This is a genomic window from Actinomycetes bacterium (assembly GCA_022396035.1).
In the GTDB taxonomy this organism is placed as follows: Bacteria; Actinomycetota; Humimicrobiia; order Humimicrobiales; family Humimicrobiaceae; genus Halolacustris.
Map to the genome: position 1 here is coordinate 1 of JAIOXO010000022.1, position 21,284 is coordinate 21,284.

Genomic DNA, 21,284 nt, shown 5'->3' on the forward strand with positions numbered 1-21,284 from the left:
TATAGGCTACCTTATCTAAATCCTTTAATCTTTTTAAGGCCAGGTTTCCGATTTCTTTGGAGCTGATTTCATTGGAATCCATATTCCTTATTTCAGATTCCAGGTCATCCACCATTTTTTCCAGAGTATTTATGGATATGTTTCTTTTGGTGCAGGCCCTTATAACACCGCTTAAAACCTTGTTACGGTCAAATGGCTGCCTGGTGCCGTCAGATTTTATTACCGCAATAGGCTGGTTTTCATATCTTTCATAGGTGGTAAACCTTTTACCGCATTGTTCACACAGCCTTCTTCTCCTTACGCTGTCCCTGGATTCAGTTACCCTGGAATCAATTACTCTGGTATCAGGATTAGGGCAAAATGGGCATTTCACTTTTTAACTTCCTCCTTAAAAAAGGTCTAAATATTTTTTTCGGTACTGGACGTATATCTCTTCTGGCCCGGGTAAAATAAGAATTAGTCAAATTCCAGCTCTTAATACTATATACCAATGTAGCCAGAATGCAAAAAATAGCCAGCTACAGGGGAAGGGGAGCAACCAACAGAGTCTCTCCCGGGAAATAGAAACACCTCTGCCTCCCTTAAAATCGGAACAGGTTACCCAGTTATGGCCTATCATGGCCATAATTACAGCCAGCAGGGGAATAAGGGAAGTGAAGAGTAGCGGGGCAGCAATAAAAGCCATTAGGGCGCCTTTGCCCAAACCAGCTGCCAGAATCAAAATCCCTGCCAATTTTTCCACTATGGAGAAGGTGTTCATCCCACCTATATTCCTGCTTCCTGCATACCTTATATCTATTTTCTTTATTTTGCCTGCAATAAATGCAGATGGAAATAATCCTAGAAATATTAAATAGTTAATAAAAGCAGCCTATTTAAACAAGGGTTATCTGACAGTAATCTTTCCCTTTTTTGCTCTTAATTATACATTTTTCAAGAATAAAATGTTAGAATCATATTTTAATTCTTTAATATATTTTTAATTCAATGGTTAAAAAGAATTTACTGGTAGACATAACCATATATATCTCTTTTATATTTCTTGGGTTGTACCTTTCTGTATTCCAGAGGTCGTTGGAGGACATTGGAAATTACTATAATATGGCCTCAGCTTTACAGGGGATTCTTATTACCAGCCATTTCACGGGGTTACTTATAATGCCTCTGGTAGCAGGGGAAATTTCTGACAAATACGGCCGTAAAATGGTTTCCTGCCTGGGTTATTTTTTCTTCTTTGCAGGCTTAATTACCATGCTTATTACTACCAATATTTATGTTTATGTGTTTGCTGTATTTCTAATAGGCGGCGGATTCGGAATAATAGAAGTGCTTATGACCACCTTACTGGTGGATCTTAACCCTAAAAAAGGAAGCATGGTTATTAATGTAAGCCAGGCCTTCTTTGTAATAGGTACGGCCAGTGGCCCATTGCTGGTGAGCCTGTTTCTATCCAAGGGCTATGACTGGAGGCATCTCTATGCTATCTTTGCAGGTATTTCTTTGATATACCTGCTGTATTTTTCCATGCTGAGTTTTAAAAAAGATGCTTATTCTGAAGCCAAGCTGAAGGGCATACTGGTATTGAGATTGTTAAAAGAACCGCTGATGGTTCTGTTTGCTTTAAGCATCTTGCTGTATGTGGGTATGGAGCAGGGGGTAAGTTTTTATATAAATACCTATATAAAATCCATGACTTCGTCTGAATTAGTTGCCAGCTTAGCTCTTTCAGGTTTCTGGGGCTTTATGATAGTGGGTAGAGTTGCCAGCAGCTATATTAGTAGAAAGATTAATCCCAAAAAGATGATTATTGTACTGGCAGGTTTTGCCGGCCTGTCTTTAATGTTAATAGTATTTAGCAGAAATTATTTCTTGGCTGCGATAGGGTTTTCTGTGCTGGGTTTGGGGTTGTCAGGTATCTGGCCTTTATTGGTCTATTCTGCTTCTGCATCTTTTCCCAGATTTGCTGGTACCACTATTGGAATAATGATGGCCTTCAGTGCAGCGGGAGGGATGATTATACCCTTTATCTCTAATGCTATTGGCTCTTTCTGGGGGGCAAATGCAAGAATTGCCAGCTTTTTGGTCCCAACGGTTATAATTATATTATTTCAGGCAATTATTCTGAAAAAAGGAATTAAGCCCAGAGAACAAAGTTAGGTTTGTAACTGATATTGGTATTTATACAGCTTATAGTAGATCCCCCTGGCTTTCAGGAGGCTGGAATGGGTACCCTTTTCAATTATCTTTCCATGGGACAGCACCAGTATTTTATCTACATTTTTTATAGTGGACAGGCGGTGGGCAATAATTATAGTAGTCCTGCCGGCCATTACCTTATTTAGGGCGTCCTGGATCAATGCTTCTATCTCCGAGTCAATACTGGAAGTAGCCTCATCCAGAACCAATAGAACCTGGGGGTTAAAAACTATAGCCCGGGCAAAAGCTATTAGCTGCCTCTGGCCTACTGACAGTATTTTACCCCTTTCCTTTATTTCCTGATCATACTTTAGAGGGAGTTTCTGTATAAATTTATGGGCATTTACATACCTGGCAGCCTCTATAACCTGCTGTTTGGAAATAGAAGAATCACCCAGCCTTATATTATCCAGGATAGTACCGGAGAATAGAAATACATCCTGCATTACTATTCCTATATGTTTTCTTAAATGGTTAAGCTCATACTTTCTTATATCTATGCCATCCAGAAAAATATGGCCCTTTTGTATCTCATAGAAGCGGTTAAGAATATTTATAATAGAGGTCTTGCCGGAACCGGTAGCCCCCACAAAAGCTATACTCTGACTGCTTTCCAGTTCAAAGTTTATATCTTTTAATACATATTCATTCTGGTGGTAAGAAAACCAGACATGGTCAAACCTTATATCTCCCTTCACCTCCTCCACTATTACCGGATTTTCAGGGGAGGTAATAGTGGGTTTGGTATCAAGGACCTTGAAAATTCTTTCCGATGCGGCTATGGCTTCCTGCAATATTCCAAATTTTTCACTCAGGTCGCTTATGGGATGAAAGAATTTCTCAATATATTGTATAAAGGCCACCAGGGTTCCAAAAGTCAGTATCCCGCTTATAACCTGTCCCCCTCCATACCAGATTATCAGGGCTATGGCCAGGCTGCTTATGAGGGTAACTATGGGGAAGAATACCGCATAATAGAATACGGTTTTAAGATAAGCATTGAGATATCCGGTATTAAGAGACTCAAATTCCTGGTTGCTTCTGTCCTCCCTGGCAAATATTTTGATGGTATTTATACCTGAGACTGCTTCCTGCAGGTAGGAATTAATAGCCGATATCTTGGTTCTGATAATCCTGAAAGTAACCCTTACCTTGGCCCTGAATATAAAGGTAGCTATAGCCAGAAGGATGAGCACTGAAAAGGTAATAAGGGCAAGCTTGAGATTCAGGGTTACCATGATAACCATTATTCCCACAATCATGAATATATCGCCGAATAGGGTAACTATTCCCGAAGACAGCATTTCGTTCAGGGTTTGTACATCGGTAGTTACCCTGGTCATAATTTTGCCCACCGGATTCCGGTCAAAAAAGGACATGGGCATTTTATGAATATGGGTAAAAATATCCATTCTCATATCATACATAATTTTCTGGCCCAGTAGTTCAGTCAGGTACTGCTGGAAATAGCGGAATGCAAATTCTGCCAGTATGACTGCCCCGAATAAAAATACAATATATATAAAGCCGTCCAGTCTTCCCGGGGCGATATAATTATCTATAGCAACTTTTATCAGGTAAGGTCCCAGAATTTCCAAACCGGCGGTAAGCAGCAGTAAAAATACAGTAAAAGAGAGCAGCAATTTATAAGGTTTTAAATAAGACAGCAGCTTCCTGACCGTTTTTTTATCTAAACCCTTTTCCTGAAAGCCATTAATGATCATATCTCTTCCTCCAGTTCTTCTGACAGCTGTTGCCTGTAATAGAGTTTCTGGTATATTCCACAGCTTTTAAGCAGGCTTAGATGGGTTCCTCTTTCCACTATCCTGCCTTCATCCATAACCAGTATAAGGTCTGAATCTTTAATAGTAGATATCCGGTGGGAAACTATGATGGCAGTTATACTCCTGGTTCTGGCTTTGAGGTTGGCAAGTATCAGTTCTTCAGTATGGGTATCTATACTGGAAAATGAATCATCAAGTATAAGAATGGAGGGATCAGCAGCCAGAGCCCTGGCAATGGCCAGCCTCTGCTTCTGTCCCCCGGATAGAGTTATACCCCTTTCCCCGATAACTGTATCATACTTTTTTTCAAACCCCATTATTTCCTGGTGCAGGGAAGCGGTTCTGGCTGATTCTTCTACTAACTGATCCAGCTGGCCGGGTGGCATCTTGGATCTTTGGCTCAGTCCAAATAGTATGTTTTCCCTAATGGACTTGGAAAAAAGGAATGGCTCCTGGGTCACATAACCTATGCTGGTTCTAAGCTGTTCCAAATCTATCTTCTTTATATCGTGGCCATCTAAAAGTATCTGGCCCTTCTGGGGATCGTATAATCTCACTATTAGGTTAAGCAGGCTGGACTTAGCGCTGCCGGTAAAACCCACAATGGCTACCTGCATTCTTTCTTTGAGGGCAAAATTAATATCCTGCAGGACCCATTGGTCATTGGGCCGGGCGGATAGCAGCTTGCTGTCCATGATGTTTTCTTTAATATAGTCATCATATCCCTGTTCATTTTCATACTTAAAGTATACCTGCCTGAACTCGATATTACCTTTAATCCTGTTGATCTTTACCGGATGGGAAGAGGTCTTTATTTTAGGCTTAATATTAAGCACCCTGTTTATTCTTTTCATGGATACCGAGCCCCGCTGCACCAGATTTATGACCCAGCCCAGGGATATAAGGGGCCAGGTAATGGAGCCTATATAAGCTGAGAACTGTACAAACTGGCCCAAAGTAAGGGTTTGACCTATAACCTGCCTTCCCCCTACCAGCAGGACTACCATGGTGCCAACGCCCCCGATAAAAATCATGGCCGGCCAGAAAGCAGATCTTATTTTGGCCAGGGACATATTCCGCTGGATATATTCCTGGTTCAGGCCGGAAAACACTTCTTTTTCTTGGTCCTGCCGGGTAAAGGATTTAACCACCTTTATGCCGGCAATGCTTTCCTGGGTTCTGGCGGAAAGGGCAGCATACTGTTCCTGTGAAGCCCTGAACCGGATATAAAGCATGGAGCTTAATTTGCTAACCAGAAGCGGCAGTATGGGGATGGCTATCATAGAGTACAGGGACAGCTTAACATTGATAGAAAACATTACCGCCAGCGTAGAGACAAATACAAATACAGTATTGAATAAATTAAGGATACCCGGTCCCAGAAAATTCCTTACTGCGTCCAGGTCATTGGTAGCCAGAGCCATAATGCTTCCGGTCCTGGTATTGGTGAAAAAAGATGAATGAATTCTCTGGATATGGGCAAAAAAATCAGTTCTTATTGAGTACTCTATCTGCCTGGAAATCCCCACCAGCAATTTTCTCATGTAAAATCTGAAAATTCCCTGCAGGCAGGCTACGGTTAGCAGCAGAGCTGCATAAGTTAAAAGGTTTGCTGACTGGGGCCGGTAACGTATATCGTCAATGGCCATCCTGAGTATCCAGGGGATAAGCAATGCCAGAAGGTCAGTAAACAGTATAAACAATAGACTGGCGGTAAATCTTCTTTTATGGGGCTTAAAATATTTTTTCAGGGTAAATAACTCTTTTATCTTTAATCCTTTTTAAAATTTCAATAGTGGATTCTATAATTATAGGTATAGCAGATAAAATAGCAAAAAAAGAATAATTAATATATAATAGTAAAAACATTTTTCGGTTAAAGTGAAAAAAATATTTTGCATTTTAATAAAAATACTTTATAATAGCATCAACAGGTTATTTATGGTTAGTTAAACTAATGCTAACTAATAGGGTCGGTGAAGAAATTGTTTAGTGAAGAGGATAAAAGTTATCCAATAGAATTAGTTGCAGAATTTTTAGGGGTAAACAGCAGGACGCTGTATTACTATGAGAAGTTTGCATTAGTTTGCCCTTTAAGAAGGGGTAGAAAGAGGTATTACTCTAAAGAAGATATAAAATGGCTGGAGTATGTTAGGGAAATGATGTATGAGCAGGGCATGAACCTGCGTTCAATTATTGTGCTTATTAGAAGAAGGGACCAGGTAATTATGAATAAATGCCCTGATGATGTAGTGGAATGTTTTAAAAATTATTTAGTAAAAAAGACCGATTGGTAAAAATTATATTAAGAAAGGGAAGGTAGATATACATGGCTAAAGCAGTAGGAATTGACTTAGGAACAACCAATTCATGTATAGCAGTAATGGAAGGTGGAAAACCCACCGTAATAACCAATAGCGAAGGCGGTAGGACTACTCCTTCGGTAGTGGGCATAACCAAGAAGGGGGAAAGGCTGGTAGGACAGCTGGCCAAGAGGCAGGCAGCCTTGAATCCCGAGAATACCATCTACTCCATTAAAAGGTTTATTGGACGAAAGTATGATGAAGTAGAAAGTGAAAGGAAAATAGTATCCTATAATGTAAGCAAGGGACGAAACAACCTCGCTGAGGTAAAGATGGGGGATAAAAATTATACCCCTGAAGAGGTTTCGGCAATGATCTTACAAAAACTTAAAAAGGATGCTGAAAGTTATCTGGGCGGGGAGGTTAAGGATGCAGTGATAACTGTACCTGCATATTTTAATGATGCCCAGAGGCAGGCCACTAAAAATGCGGGCAAGATTGCAGGGCTTAATGTATTAAGGATTATAAATGAGCCCACAGCAGCTTCACTGGCTTATGGCCTGGACAAGAAGAAAGATGAAAATATCCTGGTATTTGACCTTGGCGGCGGTACCTTTGACGTATCGGTACTGGAGGTAGGAGAAGGTGTATTTGAGGTTAAATCCAGCCATGGAGACATGCATCTGGGTGGAGACGACTATGATGATAGGATCATGAATTATGTGGCTGATGAGTTCAAAAAAGAGCAGGGCATAGATTTAAGGAAAGACAGGCAATCGCTACAGAGGCTTATAGAGGCATCAGAGAAAGCCAAGGTTGAACTGTCAAGTGTCACCGAGACTACCATAAGTCTGCCCTTTATAACTGCAGACGCCAATGGGCCCAAGCACCTGGAAACCAAATTAACCAGAGCTAAGTTTGAACAGCTGACATCAGATTTAACTGAAAGATGTAAAGTGCCTTTAGAGAAGGCCTTAAAGGATTCAGGGCTCAAATCAGAAGAAATTGATGAAGTAATTTTAGTAGGTGGCTCAACCAGGATGCCGGTAATTCAGCAGCTGGTAAAAGAATATACTGGAAAAGACCCCAATAAGGGAGTAAACCCTGATGAAGTGGTGGCTGTAGGCGCAGCTATACAGGCAGGGGTGCTGAAAGGTGATGTTAAGGATGTAGTCCTTCTGGATGTTACTCCTCTTTCCCTGGGTATAGAAACCCTGGGCGGGGTATTTACCAAGCTTATTGAGAGAAATACTACTATACCCACCAAAAAGAGCGAGATATTTACTACTGCGGCTGATAACCAGACCAGTGTGGATATACATGCGCTGCAGGGTGAAAGAGAAATGGCCAGAGACAATAAGACCATTGGCCGGTTCAGGCTGGATGGAATACCGCCGGCACCCAGGGGTGTGCCCCAGATAGAGGTTACTTTTGATATTGATGCCAATGGCATAGTTAACATTTCGGCTAAAGATACAGCTACCGGCAAGGAGCAAAAGATTACCATTACTGCTACCTCTCATCTGTCTGAAGATGAGATAGACAGGATGGTTAATGAAGCCAAGGATCATGCAGATGAAGATAAGAAAAAAAGAGACCTTATAGATGCAAGGAATAATGCGGATAATCTGGCTTATTCCTCAGAGAAGCTGTTAAAAGACCTGGGAGACAAAGTATCTGGTGATATGAAGTCCAATATAGAAGACCAGATAAAAAATGTGAGAAAAGCTTCTGAGGGTGAAGACTTAAGCCAGATAAAAGCTGAAACTGAAAAACTGCAGAATATGCAGAGCGAGCTTAGCCAGAAACTGTATTCACAGGCCGGAGCAGGCCAGCAGGCAGGTCCTGGCGCAGAAGGACAGCAGGCCGGAGGCGGCCAGGCTGGAGAAAGTCAGGAAAGCCAGGATGATGATGTTATAGATGCAGAGTTTGAGGCTAAGGACGAAGATAAGTAATTCTTTACGAAGGGGGGATTATTATGCCAATAGTAAGATGGGATCCATTCAGTGACTTGGTACAACTTAGAGACGAAATAGGAAGATGGTTTGAAGGAGTCGAGAAGCCCAGAGAAAAGCAGTCAGCTGTATGGGCTCCAGAAGTTGATATCAAAGAGACTGAAAAAGAGGTAACCATAACTGCAGACCTTCCTGGTATGAAGATGGAAGATATTGAGGTATCTGTGGATGAAGGCCAGCTGGTTGTAAAAGGCGAGAGAAAGCTGGAGAAAAAAGAGGAAGAGAAAGACTATATCAGAGTAGAAAGAAGCTATGGTTCATTTTACAGGTCCTTTAATATCGGGGTACCGGTTAAGGAAGACCAGATAAAGGCTTCATACAAGGACGGAGTACTGGAAGTAGTCTTACCCAAAGCAGAGGCTAAGAAACCCAAGAAGATTGCTATCAGTGGAAAATAAGCTTCTGCAGATATAACTGAAATAAGACAATATACCGCCCATAGCTTATCCAAGCTGTGGGCTGGTATTATTATAAAAAGATATACAGGTGATTATTTATGGTTGAATACAAGGATTATTACAAAGTACTGGGAGTCAGTAAAAGTGCCAGCCAGGATGAAATAAAAAAGGCTTACCGGAAGCTGGCCAGAAAATATCATCCTGACGCTAATGCCGATAATCCCCAGGCTGAAGAAAAATTTAAGGAGATAGGCGAAGCCTATGAAGTCCTGAAAAAACCTGAAAAGAGAAAGAAATATGATCAGCTGGGTGCCAACTGGAAACAATACCAGAATGCAGGATGGCCAGGAGGCGGTCAGAGGACTGGCCAGAAGACTTATGATTTCGGGGGAAGCGGCTTCAATTTTGGCGATATGGGGGGAGGTTTTTCTGATTTCTTTGAGATGTTTTTCGGAAATCAGGCTTCCGATTTTGGTGGCTATAACTCTGGCTTTAGAGGCAGAAGAGGAGCCCAGACTGCCCAGGCCAAGGGCCAGGATATGCAGTCAACTATAAATATTACTTTAAAAGAAGCCTATTTTGGAACTACCAGATCCATAAGGCTTCAAAAGCAGGGTAAATCAAGAACAGTTAGCGTAAAGATACCCAAAGGAATAAAAGATGGAGGCAAGATAAGGGTTACTGGAGAGGGCGGCCCCGGCCAGGGTCAGGGTCCCAGTGGAGACCTTTATTTAATTGTAAATATATCCGACCATCCTTTCTACAAAAGGAAGGGTGCCGACCTGCACTGTGAAGTGCCGGTAAGCATTAAAGAAGCCCTCTACGGGGCAAAAATTGATATACCTACCTTTGATGGCAAGGTACTGGTCAATTTGCCTCCCAAAACCCAGAGCGGGAAAGTTCTGAGGTTAAAAGGCAAGGGTATGCCCAAATTAAAGGGTGAAGGTAATGGGGATCTGTACGCGAAGATAAAGATTATGTTGCCTGAAAACCTTACCAAGGAACAGAAGAAATACCTGGATGACTTCGCTGAATCTTACAGCGAAAATCCCAGATCCAGGGTGATAGTTTAAATGAGGTGGTTTAAATGCAAGTAGATAAATTTACTATAAAGGCACAAGAAGCATTATCCAGAGCACAGAGGCTAGCTTCCGAAAACGGGCATCAGGCTATTGAAGATGTGCACCTGATGAGTGCTTTGCTTGATGATAAGGAAAGCATAATATTCCCTATTTTAAAAAAACTGGAAGCTGATGCGGATAAGTTATCACAGGAACTTGCCAGAGAAATCTCAAAGCAGCCCCAGGTAAGCGGTGGTGGAGACCAGATATACATGGGTTCCGGTTTAAACCAGATACTTAATACTGCTTTCAAGGAAGCGGAAAGTCTAAAAGATGACTATGTTAGCACCGAGCATATACTTATTGCTATGGCTAACAGCGGCGGTCCAGTGGGGAAAATGCTGACTTCAATGGGTGTAACCAAAGACAGAATATACCAGATATTAGTAGAAATAAGGGGTAACCAGAGAGTTACCGATCAGAATCCTGAAGAAAAATACCAGGCTCTTTCCAGATATGGAAAAGACATAACCGAGCTGGCCAGGAAAGGTAAGCTGGATCCGGTTATAGGAAGAGATGATGAAATAAGAAGAGTGATGCAGGTGCTTTCCAGAAGGACCAAAAACAACCCTGTACTTATCGGTGACCCGGGAGTGGGTAAAACGGCTATAGTGGAAGGCCTGGCCCAGAGAATAGTGTCCAGGGATGTGCCCGAAGGATTAAAGGATAAGAAAGTGATCTCCCTGGATATGGGTTCCATAATTGCCGGAGCCAAATATCGTGGAGAGTTTGAAGACAGATTGAAAGCGGTACTTAAAGAAGTCTCTAAATCAGAAGGCAATATAATAATGTTTTTAGACGAGCTCCATACGGTGGTAGGAGCCGGCGCAGCAGAGGGAGCCGTGGATGCTTCCAACATGCTGAAGCCTATGCTGGCCCGGGGAGAACTTCATGCTATCGGGGCTACTACTTTGGATGAGTATCGTAAATATATAGAAAAGGATGCAGCGTTGGAGCGAAGGTTCCAGCCGGTCCTTATAAATGAACCCAGCGTGGAAGACACCATTGCTATCCTTAGGGGAGTCAGGGAAAAGTATGAGGTTCATCATGGAGTACGAATACAGGATGCTGCCCTGATATCGGCGGCAGTGCTCTCTGACCGTTATATATCAGACCGGTTTTTGCCGGATAAAGCTATAGACCTGGTAGACGAGGCTGCTTCCAGGCTTAGAATTGAGATAGACAGCATGCCTACTGAAATAGATGAAATAGAAAGAAGGATAAAGCAGCTAGAGATAGAAGAACAGGCTTTAAATAAAGAAAAAGATAAAGCTTCCAGCCAGAGACTGGAAAAAGTTTCCCGTGAACTCTCTGACTTAAGGGAAAAAAGCAACAGCATGAAGGCTCACTGGCAGCAGGAAAAAGAGATAATTGGTGCTATCAGGCAATTGAAGGAAGAAATAGATAGGGCCAAGACTGAAGCTGAGCAAGCAGAGAGGGATGCTGACCTGGGAAAGGCGGCAGAGTTGAGGTATGGAAAACTTATGGACCTGGAGAAAAAACTAAAGGAGCAGAACGAAAAACTGGCCCAGCTGCAACAGGACCAGAAGATGTTGAAGGAAGAAGTGGATGAAGAAGATATAGCAGAAACGGTGTCCAAGTGGACGGGAATACCGGTTTCCAGGTTGATGGAAGCAGAGATTGAGAAATTACTGAATATGGAAGAAAGACTTAAGAAGAGAGTGGTTGGCCAGGATAAAGCGGTTACTTCTCTATCCAATGCTATACGTAGAGCCAGGGCGGGGTTGCAGGACCCCAACCGGCCCATTGGTTCTTTTATATTTCTGGGACCAACCGGGGTGGGTAAAACCGAGTTGAGCAAGGCTTTAGCCCAATTTCTTTTTGATGATGAAAGGGCTATGGTCAGGCTGGATATGTCAGAGTATATGGAAAAACATACCGTGTCCAGGCTGATAGGAGCACCGCCAGGATATGTAGGTTATGAGGAAGGCGGGTATCTTACGGAAGCGGTTAGAAGAAAACCCTATAGCGTTATATTGCTGGATGAAATAGAAAAGGCACATAATGATGTATTCAATATATTGCTGCAGATCATGGAAGACGGCCGGCTGACAGACGGGCATGGAAGGACTGTTGATTTCAAGCATACGGTTATAATTATGACCTCTAATATTGGCAGTCAGTGGATTACCGAGCTGGGGCAGAAAGACGAACAGGAAATGGAAAATAGAGTCACTGAGGCTTTAAAAAATAATTTCAAGCCTGAGTTCCTGAACCGTGTAGATGATATTATAATATTCAACCGGCTGGATATAGAACAAATTAAACAAATCGTTGATATACAGATTGCCAATTTGAGCAAAATGCTTGAGGGTAAGAAGCTGAAAATAGAGGTAAGTGAAAAAGCCAAAGAGCTTCTGGCCAAAGAGGGATTTGATCCTGTCTATGGCGCCAGACCGCTGAAAAGGGTAATACAGAATGAGATACAGAATGTGCTTGCCCTGCAGTTGCTGGAAGGTAAGATAAAAGAAGGAAATAAGGTATCGGTAGGGATTACCGGGCCAGAAGGTAGAAAGTTAGCCTTTAAAGTAATAGAATAAAATAGCTATTGCATTTTAAAAAATTATGGTTATCATAATGCCCTTGTTGAAAAAATAGTAAAGAGGGCAATATAGATGCAAATAGCAATATGGACAATATCAATATTTTTGGCCATGGTTTTTTTGGTAAGCATGGGTACTTTAAGACTGGTTACCACGGTTAAGGGCAAAAAGGCTGTTTCAGCTATCATAGGATTCCTGGAAGCAGCTTTATCCATAACCGTGGTAGCTAAAATTATCCAGAATGCTTCCAATACTATCATGGTTTTATCCTATGCTGTCGGGTTTGCCATAGGCCTTTTTCTGGGTATGGTGATATCAGAAAAGTTATCCAGGGATATCTACAGCACCAATATAATGTCCAGAGAGAGCAGGGAAATAGGGCAGTTATTAAGAGAAAACGGCTTTGGGGTAACCTGCTATAATGATTCAGGTAGGGAAGGTAATTTAAGGATCCTGAATATTATAAGCAAGAGAGAGCACTTGCTCAAGTTAAAACAGCTAACTGGCAGTATGGACCAGAAGGCTTTTATAATAAGTCATACCCTTTCTGAATCCAGGGGAGGGTTTGGTAATTTGAGAAGCAGGGATATTTTGTTACTAAATAATGGCAGGAGTGATTAAGAAATGGAATTGCTAATATGGCTGCCTATTATCTTTATTGGCAGAGTTATAGATGTGGGTCTGGGAACCATACGGTTCAATATGATAATGAGAAAACGAAAAATATTTGCGGCAGTTATCGGTTTCATCGAAGTCATAATTTTTGTTGCGGTAATAGCCCGGGTGGTGCAGGATTTAAATAATATATATATGATACTGGCCTATGGCGGAGGTTTTGCAGTGGGTACACTGGTGGGGATAAAGATTTCTGAAAAGCTGTCCCGGGATCTGATCAGTACCAATATAATTTCCAAGACACACAGCCAGAAAATAGAGGATATGTTAAGGGAAGAGGGTTTTGGCGCTACCTGCTATAGGGGCACCGGTAAGGAAGGCAGAGTAAGAATTATAAATGTCATTTGCAGGGAATCAAACCTTTATCGCCTAAGCAGGCTGGTATACGGCGTAGATCCCCATGTATTTATGGTTAATCATACCCTGGAAGGATTCAGGGGAGGTTATGGTTACGGGCTTAAGGGTAAAAAATAGTTATTAGCTGTATTTATCTTTCAGAACAGGCTCTTCTTCCTGTTCGGGGGATTTAAACAAGTCTTCGGATTCAGATTCAAGTTTAAAAAATTCCTGTTCCAAAGCCTCATGGATTTCATCTATGATCTGTTTATAGGTTTTTTTATCAGCAAGGTCTTTTACGCTTTCCATAATATTGTCTGCCATGGGGTAGATAGGGTCTCCTACCATAATATTTATTTTTCTGAAAGTGTTATTTACCAGGGCAACTATTCCTTCTAACACTCTGTTCTTTCCCAGCCAGCTGTTTTTTGATAGCCCTCTGGCCTGGTTCTGTATATACAGGGGGATTATGGGAAGATTGGTCTTATAGCTTAAGTATGCCGCTCCCTTATCCATTTTAGTAAGTTTTCCCTCTTTATTCAGTTTTCCTTCAGGGAAAACCCCGTAAAAGAAAGCTTTTCCTTCATTTAGGGCAAAGAGTTCCTTAAAACTGTTAATATTTTTACTGAAATGCTTTTTAAAAATAGGTATACTGCCGGCAAACTTTCTCATAAAAAAGTTGGTAAATCTGAACCTGAAATTGTCGCTGTCGGCCAAAAAATATATCTTTTTCTTTACGGCAGCCAGTATTATTATAGGGTCCGCTCCGGTGGTATGGTTTATGGCCAGTATCGCCGGCCTGTCCCGGGGCAATCTCCAGTAATTAAATACCCTTATTCTTACCAGCTTTCTGTACAGGGATATAAAGAGGGTCCTGGGGAGGTTGTAAAAAAATTCACTTAGTTTGGCCGCCAACTTTTTCATAATACCTACCTTTGATTACAACCTTATTATACTTAAAAATACCCATGTTATGAAATAGAGGCCAGCACCTTTTCCATAGAACTGCAATGAGTACCCCTCCAGTACAGTTTATCACATTGGCGGCAGTACCAAAACCGGTTGTGGTTCCGGTAAACATAGGGGGGTATCCGGGGTTTAAAATCCTGTTTGCTTACTTTTTCAAGGCACTGGTTGCACCGGATGCAGCGGCAAAATTCAGCACTCAGGGTCAAACCTATAGTCCTTTTTAGCTGCTGAAGCTGTTTCCGGTAATCCTGGCTTTCTAAAACAATGCAGGCGGGTTGTTTTGCCTGGCAGATTTTACGGCTTGCAATCCGGGTATCCCTGGTTAAAATTATTCTTTCCTCCTGCTGGGCTCTGGCTATAAGGTCTGCATCTTCTATATTCCGGTAATACAGCACATTGTGGCCGGCGGCCCTTAAGTATCTGGATAATCTTCCCAGCATGGTGTCTGCTATAAACTTCATATCATTTAAGTGACAATGAATTAATCTGGGCTCCGATAAGCAGTATCAGGGATGAAATGTATACCCATAACAGAAATCCTATTATAGAACCAACTGAACCATAGGTCAGCTCAAAATTGGCAAACTGGTTTAGGTAAATTAAAAATATGTGCTTGGTAATTTCCCAGCCTGCAGCCCCAAACAGGGCTCCCTTGTATATGTTTTTAAAATTAATTCGCCGATTGGTACCAAAGAAATATATCAGGCAGAATATGGAAAAGTTAAAGGCCAGACTTACCACCAGAGATAGAGCTTTTATAAGGGTTTGCGAAATGTTTTCAGTAATGTTTATTAGATCGAATATGGTCTGTGCCAGATAAAATAGAACCGTAGAGGATAAAAAGGATAACAATATAAGAACAAAAACCATGGATATAATCAGTATGCCAAAGGCTTTTTGCTGCCAGAACTTTCTCTGGGATTCAGTGCTGTAGATCTTATTTAGGGCATACTGTACCGAATCAAAAACATAGGTGGTGGCCACCAGCAAAAAAACAATTCCTATAATACCTATGCTTCTTCTATTTTGAATGGTATTTTCTATATTGGATTCAGTGAAATTATAGATTATAGGGATTCTCTCCTGAATAAAATCAAGTATTGTAGTCTGGATGTTCAGGGTGTCAATTATAAAGCCAGTAAATGATATAAGAATCAGCATAAGCGGGAATATGGAGAACAGGAAATAGTAGGCAATAGAAGAAGCAAGCATCATGGTTCCATCGGAGATAAATTCATTAATCAGTTTTTTTATATACCTGGTTATCAGTATCCTTGTTTTGGCTAAGTTGGGCATGGTTTAGTACTTGGTTATCTCAATATCTTTAATGTTCTTAAGATTTTTTAAATCCCGGGAAACTTTAACTGAAAAGTTGGTGTCCCTGCTTTGTGCATTTAAAAGTATCTGGTAATCCTCGGCACTTACTCCTACTTTAAATACTCTTATATCTACTTTATCCGAGTAAGATTTAACTATTTTCTTTATCTCTTCGGTGCCTGGCAAACTGACGTCTGCAGTTATCTTTACTGCGTATATGGGGCTGGAGATATATCGGTCTTCAAAATATTTAATTAGAGTTAATATTATATAACCGAATATGGTTACCACCAGGGCTAAATAATACAGTTTTGCCCCCAGAGCCATTCCTGCTGCTGCCACTATCCATATGCTGGCTGCAGTGGTAACCCCCTTTACCAGAGGGCCTCTCCTGAATATGGCCCCTGCGCCTATGAATCCTATACCGGTAATTATTCCAGCCGCAATTCGGGTATGGTCAATATTGGTAAAGGAAAGGAAACCAAAATAAGATATCAGTGTAAACACAGTGGAACCCAGGCATACCAGGGAATGAGTTCTAAGCCCTGCCGGACGGTCTGCCCTTTCCCTCTGGAATCCAATAATTCCTCCAAATACTATTGCCAGCAGGCAGGGAATGAAAAAATCCAGCAGAAAGGGGACTATGCTGAAAGAAAATTCCTTACCCAAGCTGTTTAAAAAACTGTCAGTCATTTTTTTCCTTAGTCATTTTTTTAAAAATCAATGGTTTGACTGGAACCCTAAACTTTATATAATAACATGGTACATCAAGAGAGCAGGAACAGGCAATGACTGAAATAAAATTTTTTAAACAGCACCAACAGCAAATTAAGAGGAGATTAACCGGGCTAAAAGTTATATATACTGATCTTGACGGGACTCTTTTAAATGATAAAGGGAGTTTGCTAAAAGATAGCAATGGCCGTTTTTATCTGGGAGCAGTTGAGGGCATACATAAGCTGCAGCAGCGGGGAATTGATCTGGTACTGGTTTCTGGGAGGAATAAAACCCAGCTCAGATACAATGCCCAGATGATGGGCCTTAAAAATTATATTGCTGAGCTTGGCTCAGAACTGGTTTATGAATTGGGCAAAGAAGTAAGGGTTACTTTTGATGATAGCCATATTGATTATGATATAACCTATGGGGGCAAAGATCTAAAAAAGATCATCCGGCTTCTGAAGAAAAACTTTCCCCACAAGATTGAAGGGAAGATGGAATGGAGCAGATACCGCAGTTACAATGCCCTGTTTTTTGGAGAAATTGATCTGGCCAGGGCAAATCAGCTTCTACGGGAAAATGGTTATGGTAATCTTGCTCTGGTGGAGAATGGAAAATCAGGTTTGGTAGACCTTGATTTAGAGGTGAAAGATCTCTACATATATAATCTCATGCCCAGGGGAGTTAGCAAGGCAAAAGCTATTGCCCTGGACAAGAAGGTAAGAAAAATTGAGACTGGCCAGTGTATTGCTCTGGGGGACTCTCCCGCCGATATTGATATGGCCTCGGAAGTGGAATATTTTTTTCTTATGGGAGACAGCCTGAAAAAAGATGGCGATTTTATCCATAAGCTGGCCAAGTATGATAATATCCTGGTAACCAATGGAGAGATGAACCGGGGCTGGACAGAGGTAATAAGTTATTTGTTAGAATGAAAAGACAGTTTAATCCTGGGGGCAAATGCCTTATAATCACTATAAATCTATTCAGCCTATAAGGCTGTTGTTCGGGCTATAGTAAAGTTTGGCGGATTTTGGATACAGGGGTTGCAGGATAAAAAGGGTTTCAATACTGTTGACATAGAAATTTTACTATAGTAATATTTACGTTCGCTAATGGATTTAGTATTTGATGTTTGAAAAATAATAGTGGTTAGTGTAGCTATTAGCAAGTATTTGGGCCGTTAGCTCAGTTGGTAGAGCACCGGACTTTTAATCCGGGTGTCGAAGGTTCGAATCCTTCACGGCTCACCAAGTATGCGGTAATTGGCCCGTTCGTCTAGTGGACTAGGACACAAGATTTTCAATCTTGGAACAGGAGTTCAATTCTCCTACGGGCTACCAGGGGCGATTAGCTCAGCTGGGAGAGCACCTGCCTTACAAGCAGGGGGTCGCAGGTTCAAACCCTGCATCGCCCACCATAAAAAAAATTAAGCCAGAGTGGAGCTGTCGTCTAGTGGTTTAGGACACATGCCTGTCACGCATGAGATCGCGGGTTCGAATCCCGTCAGCTCCGCCATTTATTTATTAAATTGGCGTGGCGAGATAGCTCAGTTGGTAGAGCAGTAGACTGAAAATCTATGTGTCCGCAGTTCGATTCTGCGTCTCGCCACCAGTTTTCTTTCCTTTCCATCCATCCTGATGTGCTATAATTAATCTCAAATGTTAATTATGGTGGAGTAATGTTGGGAACTTATCAGATTCTTTCATTGGTTCTGGCATCCATCCTGTTGTTGGTGGTAATACTGCTTTTTGCATACAGGGCCAGGATTAAAAATACATATTTCAAAGTCCGAAAACAGACTTTAGCTGCTATCCCCCCAAAACAAATATTGGAACCTGGCCAGAGTTTGGAACTTGTAGAGGCTATTATTGAAAGCATATGGCATGGGATAATGGTTATTAATAACCGCCGGGAGATAATAAAGATAAATGAAAGCCTGGCCAATCTTTTTTATCTGGACCGCAGCCAGGTTTCAGGCGAAAAAACCATAAATGTATTTAACAATAACCGGCTTGAAAATTTAATTTCAGAGGCTTTCAGGCAGGGCAGTTCCCAGAAAGAGCAGATTGTATTTTACGGTGATGAGGAACTTTACCTGGATATGGAAGCTATTTCCATAAACCTTGAAAAGAAAACAAGGGTCAGGCAGGAGGGTTACCAGGGTAAAAAAATGCCCACCCACATGATCCTGCTGGCCAATAATAATACTCAGGAAATTGAATTCTCAAAGCTAAGAAGCCAGTTTGTGGCCAATGTCAGCCATGAGATGAGAACTCCTTTAACTTCGGTTAGGGGATATCTGGAGACTCTGGCAGAAGATGATTTAAGGGACACCGAAAGGGTTAAAAGCTACATTGTTAAAAGCCTTAAGGAAGTAGAGAGATTGAATTTCCTTATAGAAGATGTGCTTAACCTGTCCAGGATAGAGTACAAAAGGAATGTGCTGCTAAAAGAAGAAATAAATATAGAAGAAATAATTAAAGATACGGTAGCATCCCTCATTTATCTTGCCAGGCAGAACTCTACTGACATACATTTCAATTATAAGGGCAGCCCTGTAAAGTTTTTCACCGATGAACATCTTTTTCGCCAGCTGGTAAAAAACCTGGTGGAAAATTCAATTTTTCATTCCGGCAAAAATTCTCAGCTAAATATAAGTTTAAAGCAGGATAAAAAGGGAATAAATATGGAATTTACTGATAATGGCGCTGGTATTTCAAAGTCTGATTTGCCTTTTATATTCCAGCGTTTCTATAGGGGAAAGAGCCAATTTGGAGCCAGGAGGATAAGTTCGGGCCTGGGACTTTCCATCGTAAAGCACATAGTGGAGCTTCATAACGGCAGGATAAAGGTAGAAAGCACACCTGATGCTGAAACCAGCTTTAAAATTTTTTTGCCGGCCAGGCAGGGTTAGAATATAATAAATTCATCAGATAACAATAAATGTATATTCAATTATGCAAGAACTAATATACATAGTAGATGATGAGGCTAACATCTTGGAAATAGTTAGCTACAATCTGGAAAAGAATGGATTCAGGGTAAAATCTTTTAAGGAAGGCCAGGATCTGCTCAGGGCTTGGAGCCTAAAGGAGCCGGATCTTTTGATACTGGATCTTATGCTTCCGGATATGGATGGCCTGGATATATGCAGGACTATAAAAAAGGATAGCACGGTGCCCATTATAATTTTAAGTGCCAAAAGCGAGGAGCTGGATAAGGTGCTGGGCCTGGAGCTTGGTGCCGATGACTATATTATTAAGCCTTTTGGGGTAAAAGAGTTAGTGGCCAGGGTAAAGAGTGTACTCAGGAGAGCGGGTTCCGGAATGGCTGCCGGTTATATTAAGGGTGAGTATGAGTTTGGGGAAGTTAAGTTATCCATTGACGAGCAAAAGCATGAGATTTTCTTAAATGGAAAAAAAGTTAAGCTGAATCCCAAGGAATTCAGGCTGCTCTCTATACTGCTGCAGCAGAAAGACAACCTGGTTTCACGTCAGGATCTTATCGGAGAGGTATGGGGGCACGACTATTATGGTGATACCAGAACCCTGGATGTGCATATCAGAAGGATAAGGGAGAAAATGTCTGCAAAAAATTTTGGTAAGGATTATATTAAAACCGTTCACGGTTATGGCTATAAAATGGTTAGCAGCAAAGAAGGCAGATAGTTGAATCCAGTTAGATTTAATCTTTTTTTAATATTTTTTTAAGCATTTATTAACAACACTTTTTCTCTCTCTGGTAGAATTGAGGCAGTTATGAAAATAGTAAAGGAGAAAGCGTGAAAAAATACTTTAAACCTAGAACTAATATATGGGGGCTGTTAAGCTTGACCATAATATTATTATTAACTGCCACTGTAGTGTTTGCAGGCTGCTCATCTGAAGGAAGCACAACTGAAGAGGCAGATGCAGCTCAACCGACAGAGTCAACCACCCAGACCGAAAGCAGCGGAGGCCAGCTTGAAGGCCAGGAGCTGGTGCTATCCGGTTCCACTACTTTGCTGCAGGTCTCTGAAGCATGGGCTTCAGCTTTTATGGAAGAGTATGGCGGAAGCATAATTGTTAATGGCGGAGGATCCGGTGGCGGTATTGCAGATATGATAAACGGGTTAAATGATCTGGCCAATGCCTCCAGGCAGATAAAGGAAGAAGAAATTCAGGCAGCCAGAGATGCCGGTTATGATCCAGTGGAGCACACTGTTCTCTATGACGGGATTGCAGTAATAGTAAGCGACAATGTAACTGTAGACGATTTAACCATAGAGCAGCTTTCCAAAATATACAGGGCCGAGATAACCAACTGGAGTGAGGTTGGGGGCCCGGATGCACAAATAGTTATTACGGCCAGGGATACCAGCTCTGGCACCGGAGAGTATTTTTTGGAGGCGGTAGTTCAGATGGATAAAACTCTGGAAGAAGATTATTCGCCTAATGCATTAAGGCTTCAGTCCAATGCAGATATAGTGAATCAGGTAAAGGGAAATGATAATGCTATTGGCTATATAGGGTTAGGTTACCTGGAAGATAACCTGAAAGTGATAAAGATTGAAGCTGTAGCTCCTTCAGTAGATACGGTAAAAGATGGAACCTATCCCGTCTCCAGGGGTCTATATGTATACGCGCCCAGTTCGGATATAAGCAAGATAGCTCAGGCTTATATGGATTTTGTATTCAGTGAGCAGGGACAACAGATAGGTATGGAAGAAGGATTTGTACCCATAGATTAGTAAATATATCTTAGACCAGCAACAGGCTGCCCTAACTGCAGCCTGTTGCCGTATATGGAAAAATATAGAAAATTTATATACAATAACCCCAAATGACAAATTGGCAGGTTAAGTTAAGAAAAACAAAGAGCTTTGTGATAGGCAAATTAGTTTT

General features: G+C 41.4%; 20 protein-coding genes and 5 tRNA genes. 17 read left to right on the forward strand and 8 right to left on the reverse strand.

What is annotated here, in order from left to right; genetic code table 11:
- Nucleotides 1-373: transcriptional regulator NrdR (gene nrdR / locus K9H14_06990; GenBank protein ID MCG9479942.1), on the reverse strand; the 373-nt coding region annotated here is incomplete at its 3' end.
- Nucleotides 374-460: 87 nt separating this feature from the next.
- The gene (locus K9H14_06995) at nucleotides 461-862 is read right to left on the reverse strand and encodes a glycerol-3-phosphate acyltransferase (protein MCG9479943.1); all 402 of its coding nucleotides are present in this window, start codon (nucleotides 860-862) and stop codon (nucleotides 461-463) included.
- A 125-nt stretch (nucleotides 863-987) separates the two neighbouring features.
- Here K9H14_06995 and K9H14_07000 point away from each other — a divergent pair, with 125 nt between their 5' ends.
- Nucleotides 988-2,157: an MFS transporter gene (locus K9H14_07000; protein MCG9479944.1), complete on the forward strand. Its 1,170-nt coding sequence runs from the start codon at nucleotides 988-990 to the stop codon at nucleotides 2,155-2,157.
- Here the strand turns inward: K9H14_07000 and K9H14_07005 are convergent.
- Nucleotides 2,154-3,920, reverse strand: a complete 1,767-nt coding sequence (locus tag K9H14_07005) for an ABC transporter ATP-binding protein/permease (GenBank protein MCG9479945.1) — start codon at nucleotides 3,918-3,920, stop codon at nucleotides 2,154-2,156. The genes K9H14_07000 and K9H14_07005 overlap by 4 nt on opposite strands.
- Nucleotides 3,917-5,683, reverse strand: a complete 1,767-nt coding sequence (locus K9H14_07010; protein MCG9479946.1) for an ABC transporter ATP-binding protein/permease — start codon at nucleotides 5,681-5,683, stop codon at nucleotides 3,917-3,919. Before K9H14_07010 ends, K9H14_07005 begins: the two co-directional genes overlap by 4 nt.
- A gap of 273 nt (nucleotides 5,684-5,956) precedes the next feature.
- On the opposite strand from K9H14_07010, the gene K9H14_07015 reads away from it, so the two are divergent.
- The 7 genes from K9H14_07015 (at nucleotide 5,957) to K9H14_07045 (ending at nucleotide 13,530) form a co-directional block, all read left to right on the forward strand.
- Complete coding sequence (locus K9H14_07015) at nucleotides 5,957-6,277, forward strand: MerR family transcriptional regulator (protein MCG9479947.1); 321 nt, start codon at nucleotides 5,957-5,959, stop codon at nucleotides 6,275-6,277.
- A 32-nt stretch (nucleotides 6,278-6,309) separates the two neighbouring features.
- On the forward strand, nucleotides 6,310-8,238 hold the full coding sequence (gene dnaK / locus K9H14_07020; protein MCG9479948.1) for a molecular chaperone DnaK: 1,929 nt from the start codon (nucleotides 6,310-6,312) through the stop codon (nucleotides 8,236-8,238).
- Between the two features lie 23 nt (nucleotides 8,239-8,261).
- The gene (locus K9H14_07025) at nucleotides 8,262-8,696 is read left to right on the forward strand and encodes an Hsp20/alpha crystallin family protein (GenBank protein ID MCG9479949.1); all 435 of its coding nucleotides are present in this window, start codon (nucleotides 8,262-8,264) and stop codon (nucleotides 8,694-8,696) included.
- 98 nt (nucleotides 8,697-8,794) lie between these two features.
- Nucleotides 8,795-9,769 (forward strand): J domain-containing protein, encoded by a 975-nt coding sequence (locus K9H14_07030; protein ID MCG9479950.1) that lies wholly within the window; start codon nucleotides 8,795-8,797, stop codon nucleotides 9,767-9,769.
- 14 nt (nucleotides 9,770-9,783) lie between these two features.
- Nucleotides 9,784-12,378 (forward strand): ATP-dependent chaperone ClpB, encoded by a 2,595-nt coding sequence (gene clpB, locus K9H14_07035; GenBank protein MCG9479951.1) that lies wholly within the window; start codon nucleotides 9,784-9,786, stop codon nucleotides 12,376-12,378.
- A gap of 75 nt (nucleotides 12,379-12,453) precedes the next feature.
- A complete protein-coding gene (locus K9H14_07040) occupies nucleotides 12,454-13,002 on the forward strand; it encodes a DUF5698 domain-containing protein (protein MCG9479952.1) in 549 nt (182 codons plus the stop codon).
- A 3-nt stretch (nucleotides 13,003-13,005) separates the two neighbouring features.
- On the forward strand, nucleotides 13,006-13,530 hold the full coding sequence (locus tag K9H14_07045) for a DUF5698 domain-containing protein (protein MCG9479953.1): 525 nt from the start codon (nucleotides 13,006-13,008) through the stop codon (nucleotides 13,528-13,530).
- A gap of 3 nt (nucleotides 13,531-13,533) precedes the next feature.
- On the opposite strand, the gene K9H14_07050 is transcribed toward K9H14_07045, so the two are convergent.
- The 4 genes from K9H14_07050 to K9H14_07065 are packed head-to-tail and all read right to left on the reverse strand — an operon-like array spanning nucleotide 13,534 to nucleotide 16,371.
- On the reverse strand, nucleotides 13,534-14,316 hold the full coding sequence (locus K9H14_07050) for a 1-acyl-sn-glycerol-3-phosphate acyltransferase (GenBank protein MCG9479954.1): 783 nt from the start codon (nucleotides 14,314-14,316) through the stop codon (nucleotides 13,534-13,536).
- Nucleotides 14,317-14,363: 47 nt separating this feature from the next.
- Complete coding sequence (locus K9H14_07055) at nucleotides 14,364-14,822, reverse strand: Mut7-C RNAse domain-containing protein (protein MCG9479955.1); 459 nt, start codon at nucleotides 14,820-14,822, stop codon at nucleotides 14,364-14,366.
- 1 nt (nucleotide 14,823) lies between these two features.
- Nucleotides 14,824-15,657: a YihY/virulence factor BrkB family protein gene (locus K9H14_07060; GenBank protein ID MCG9479956.1), complete on the reverse strand. Its 834-nt coding sequence runs from the start codon at nucleotides 15,655-15,657 to the stop codon at nucleotides 14,824-14,826.
- A gap of 3 nt (nucleotides 15,658-15,660) precedes the next feature.
- Nucleotides 15,661-16,371 (reverse strand): MgtC/SapB family protein, encoded by a 711-nt coding sequence (locus K9H14_07065; protein ID MCG9479957.1) that lies wholly within the window; start codon nucleotides 16,369-16,371, stop codon nucleotides 15,661-15,663.
- A gap of 95 nt (nucleotides 16,372-16,466) precedes the next feature.
- Here K9H14_07065 and K9H14_07070 point away from each other — a divergent pair, with 95 nt between their 5' ends.
- The 9 genes from K9H14_07070 (at nucleotide 16,467) to K9H14_07110 (ending at nucleotide 21,130) form a co-directional block, all read left to right on the forward strand.
- A complete protein-coding gene (locus K9H14_07070; protein ID MCG9479958.1) occupies nucleotides 16,467-17,333 on the forward strand; it encodes a Cof-type HAD-IIB family hydrolase in 867 nt (288 codons plus the stop codon).
- A 242-nt stretch (nucleotides 17,334-17,575) separates the two neighbouring features.
- Nucleotides 17,576-17,651, forward strand: a tRNA-Lys gene (locus K9H14_07075).
- A 14-nt stretch (nucleotides 17,652-17,665) separates the two neighbouring features.
- Nucleotides 17,666-17,741 (forward strand) — tRNA-Glu (locus tag K9H14_07080).
- A 1-nt stretch (nucleotide 17,742) separates the two neighbouring features.
- Nucleotides 17,743-17,818, forward strand: a tRNA-Val gene (locus K9H14_07085).
- Between the two features lie 21 nt (nucleotides 17,819-17,839).
- A tRNA-Asp gene (locus K9H14_07090) sits at nucleotides 17,840-17,916 on the forward strand.
- 20 nt (nucleotides 17,917-17,936) lie between these two features.
- A tRNA-Phe gene (locus K9H14_07095) sits at nucleotides 17,937-18,012 on the forward strand.
- 67 nt (nucleotides 18,013-18,079) lie between these two features.
- Nucleotides 18,080-19,315, forward strand: a complete 1,236-nt coding sequence (locus K9H14_07100; protein ID MCG9479959.1) for a PAS domain-containing protein — start codon at nucleotides 18,080-18,082, stop codon at nucleotides 19,313-19,315.
- A 40-nt stretch (nucleotides 19,316-19,355) separates the two neighbouring features.
- The gene (locus K9H14_07105; GenBank protein ID MCG9479960.1) at nucleotides 19,356-20,069 is read left to right on the forward strand and encodes a response regulator transcription factor; all 714 of its coding nucleotides are present in this window, start codon (nucleotides 19,356-19,358) and stop codon (nucleotides 20,067-20,069) included.
- 161 nt (nucleotides 20,070-20,230) lie between these two features.
- Nucleotides 20,231-21,130, forward strand: a complete 900-nt coding sequence (locus tag K9H14_07110) for a PstS family phosphate ABC transporter substrate-binding protein (GenBank protein MCG9479961.1) — start codon at nucleotides 20,231-20,233, stop codon at nucleotides 21,128-21,130.
- The last annotated feature ends 154 nt before the right edge of the window (nucleotides 21,131-21,284 follow it).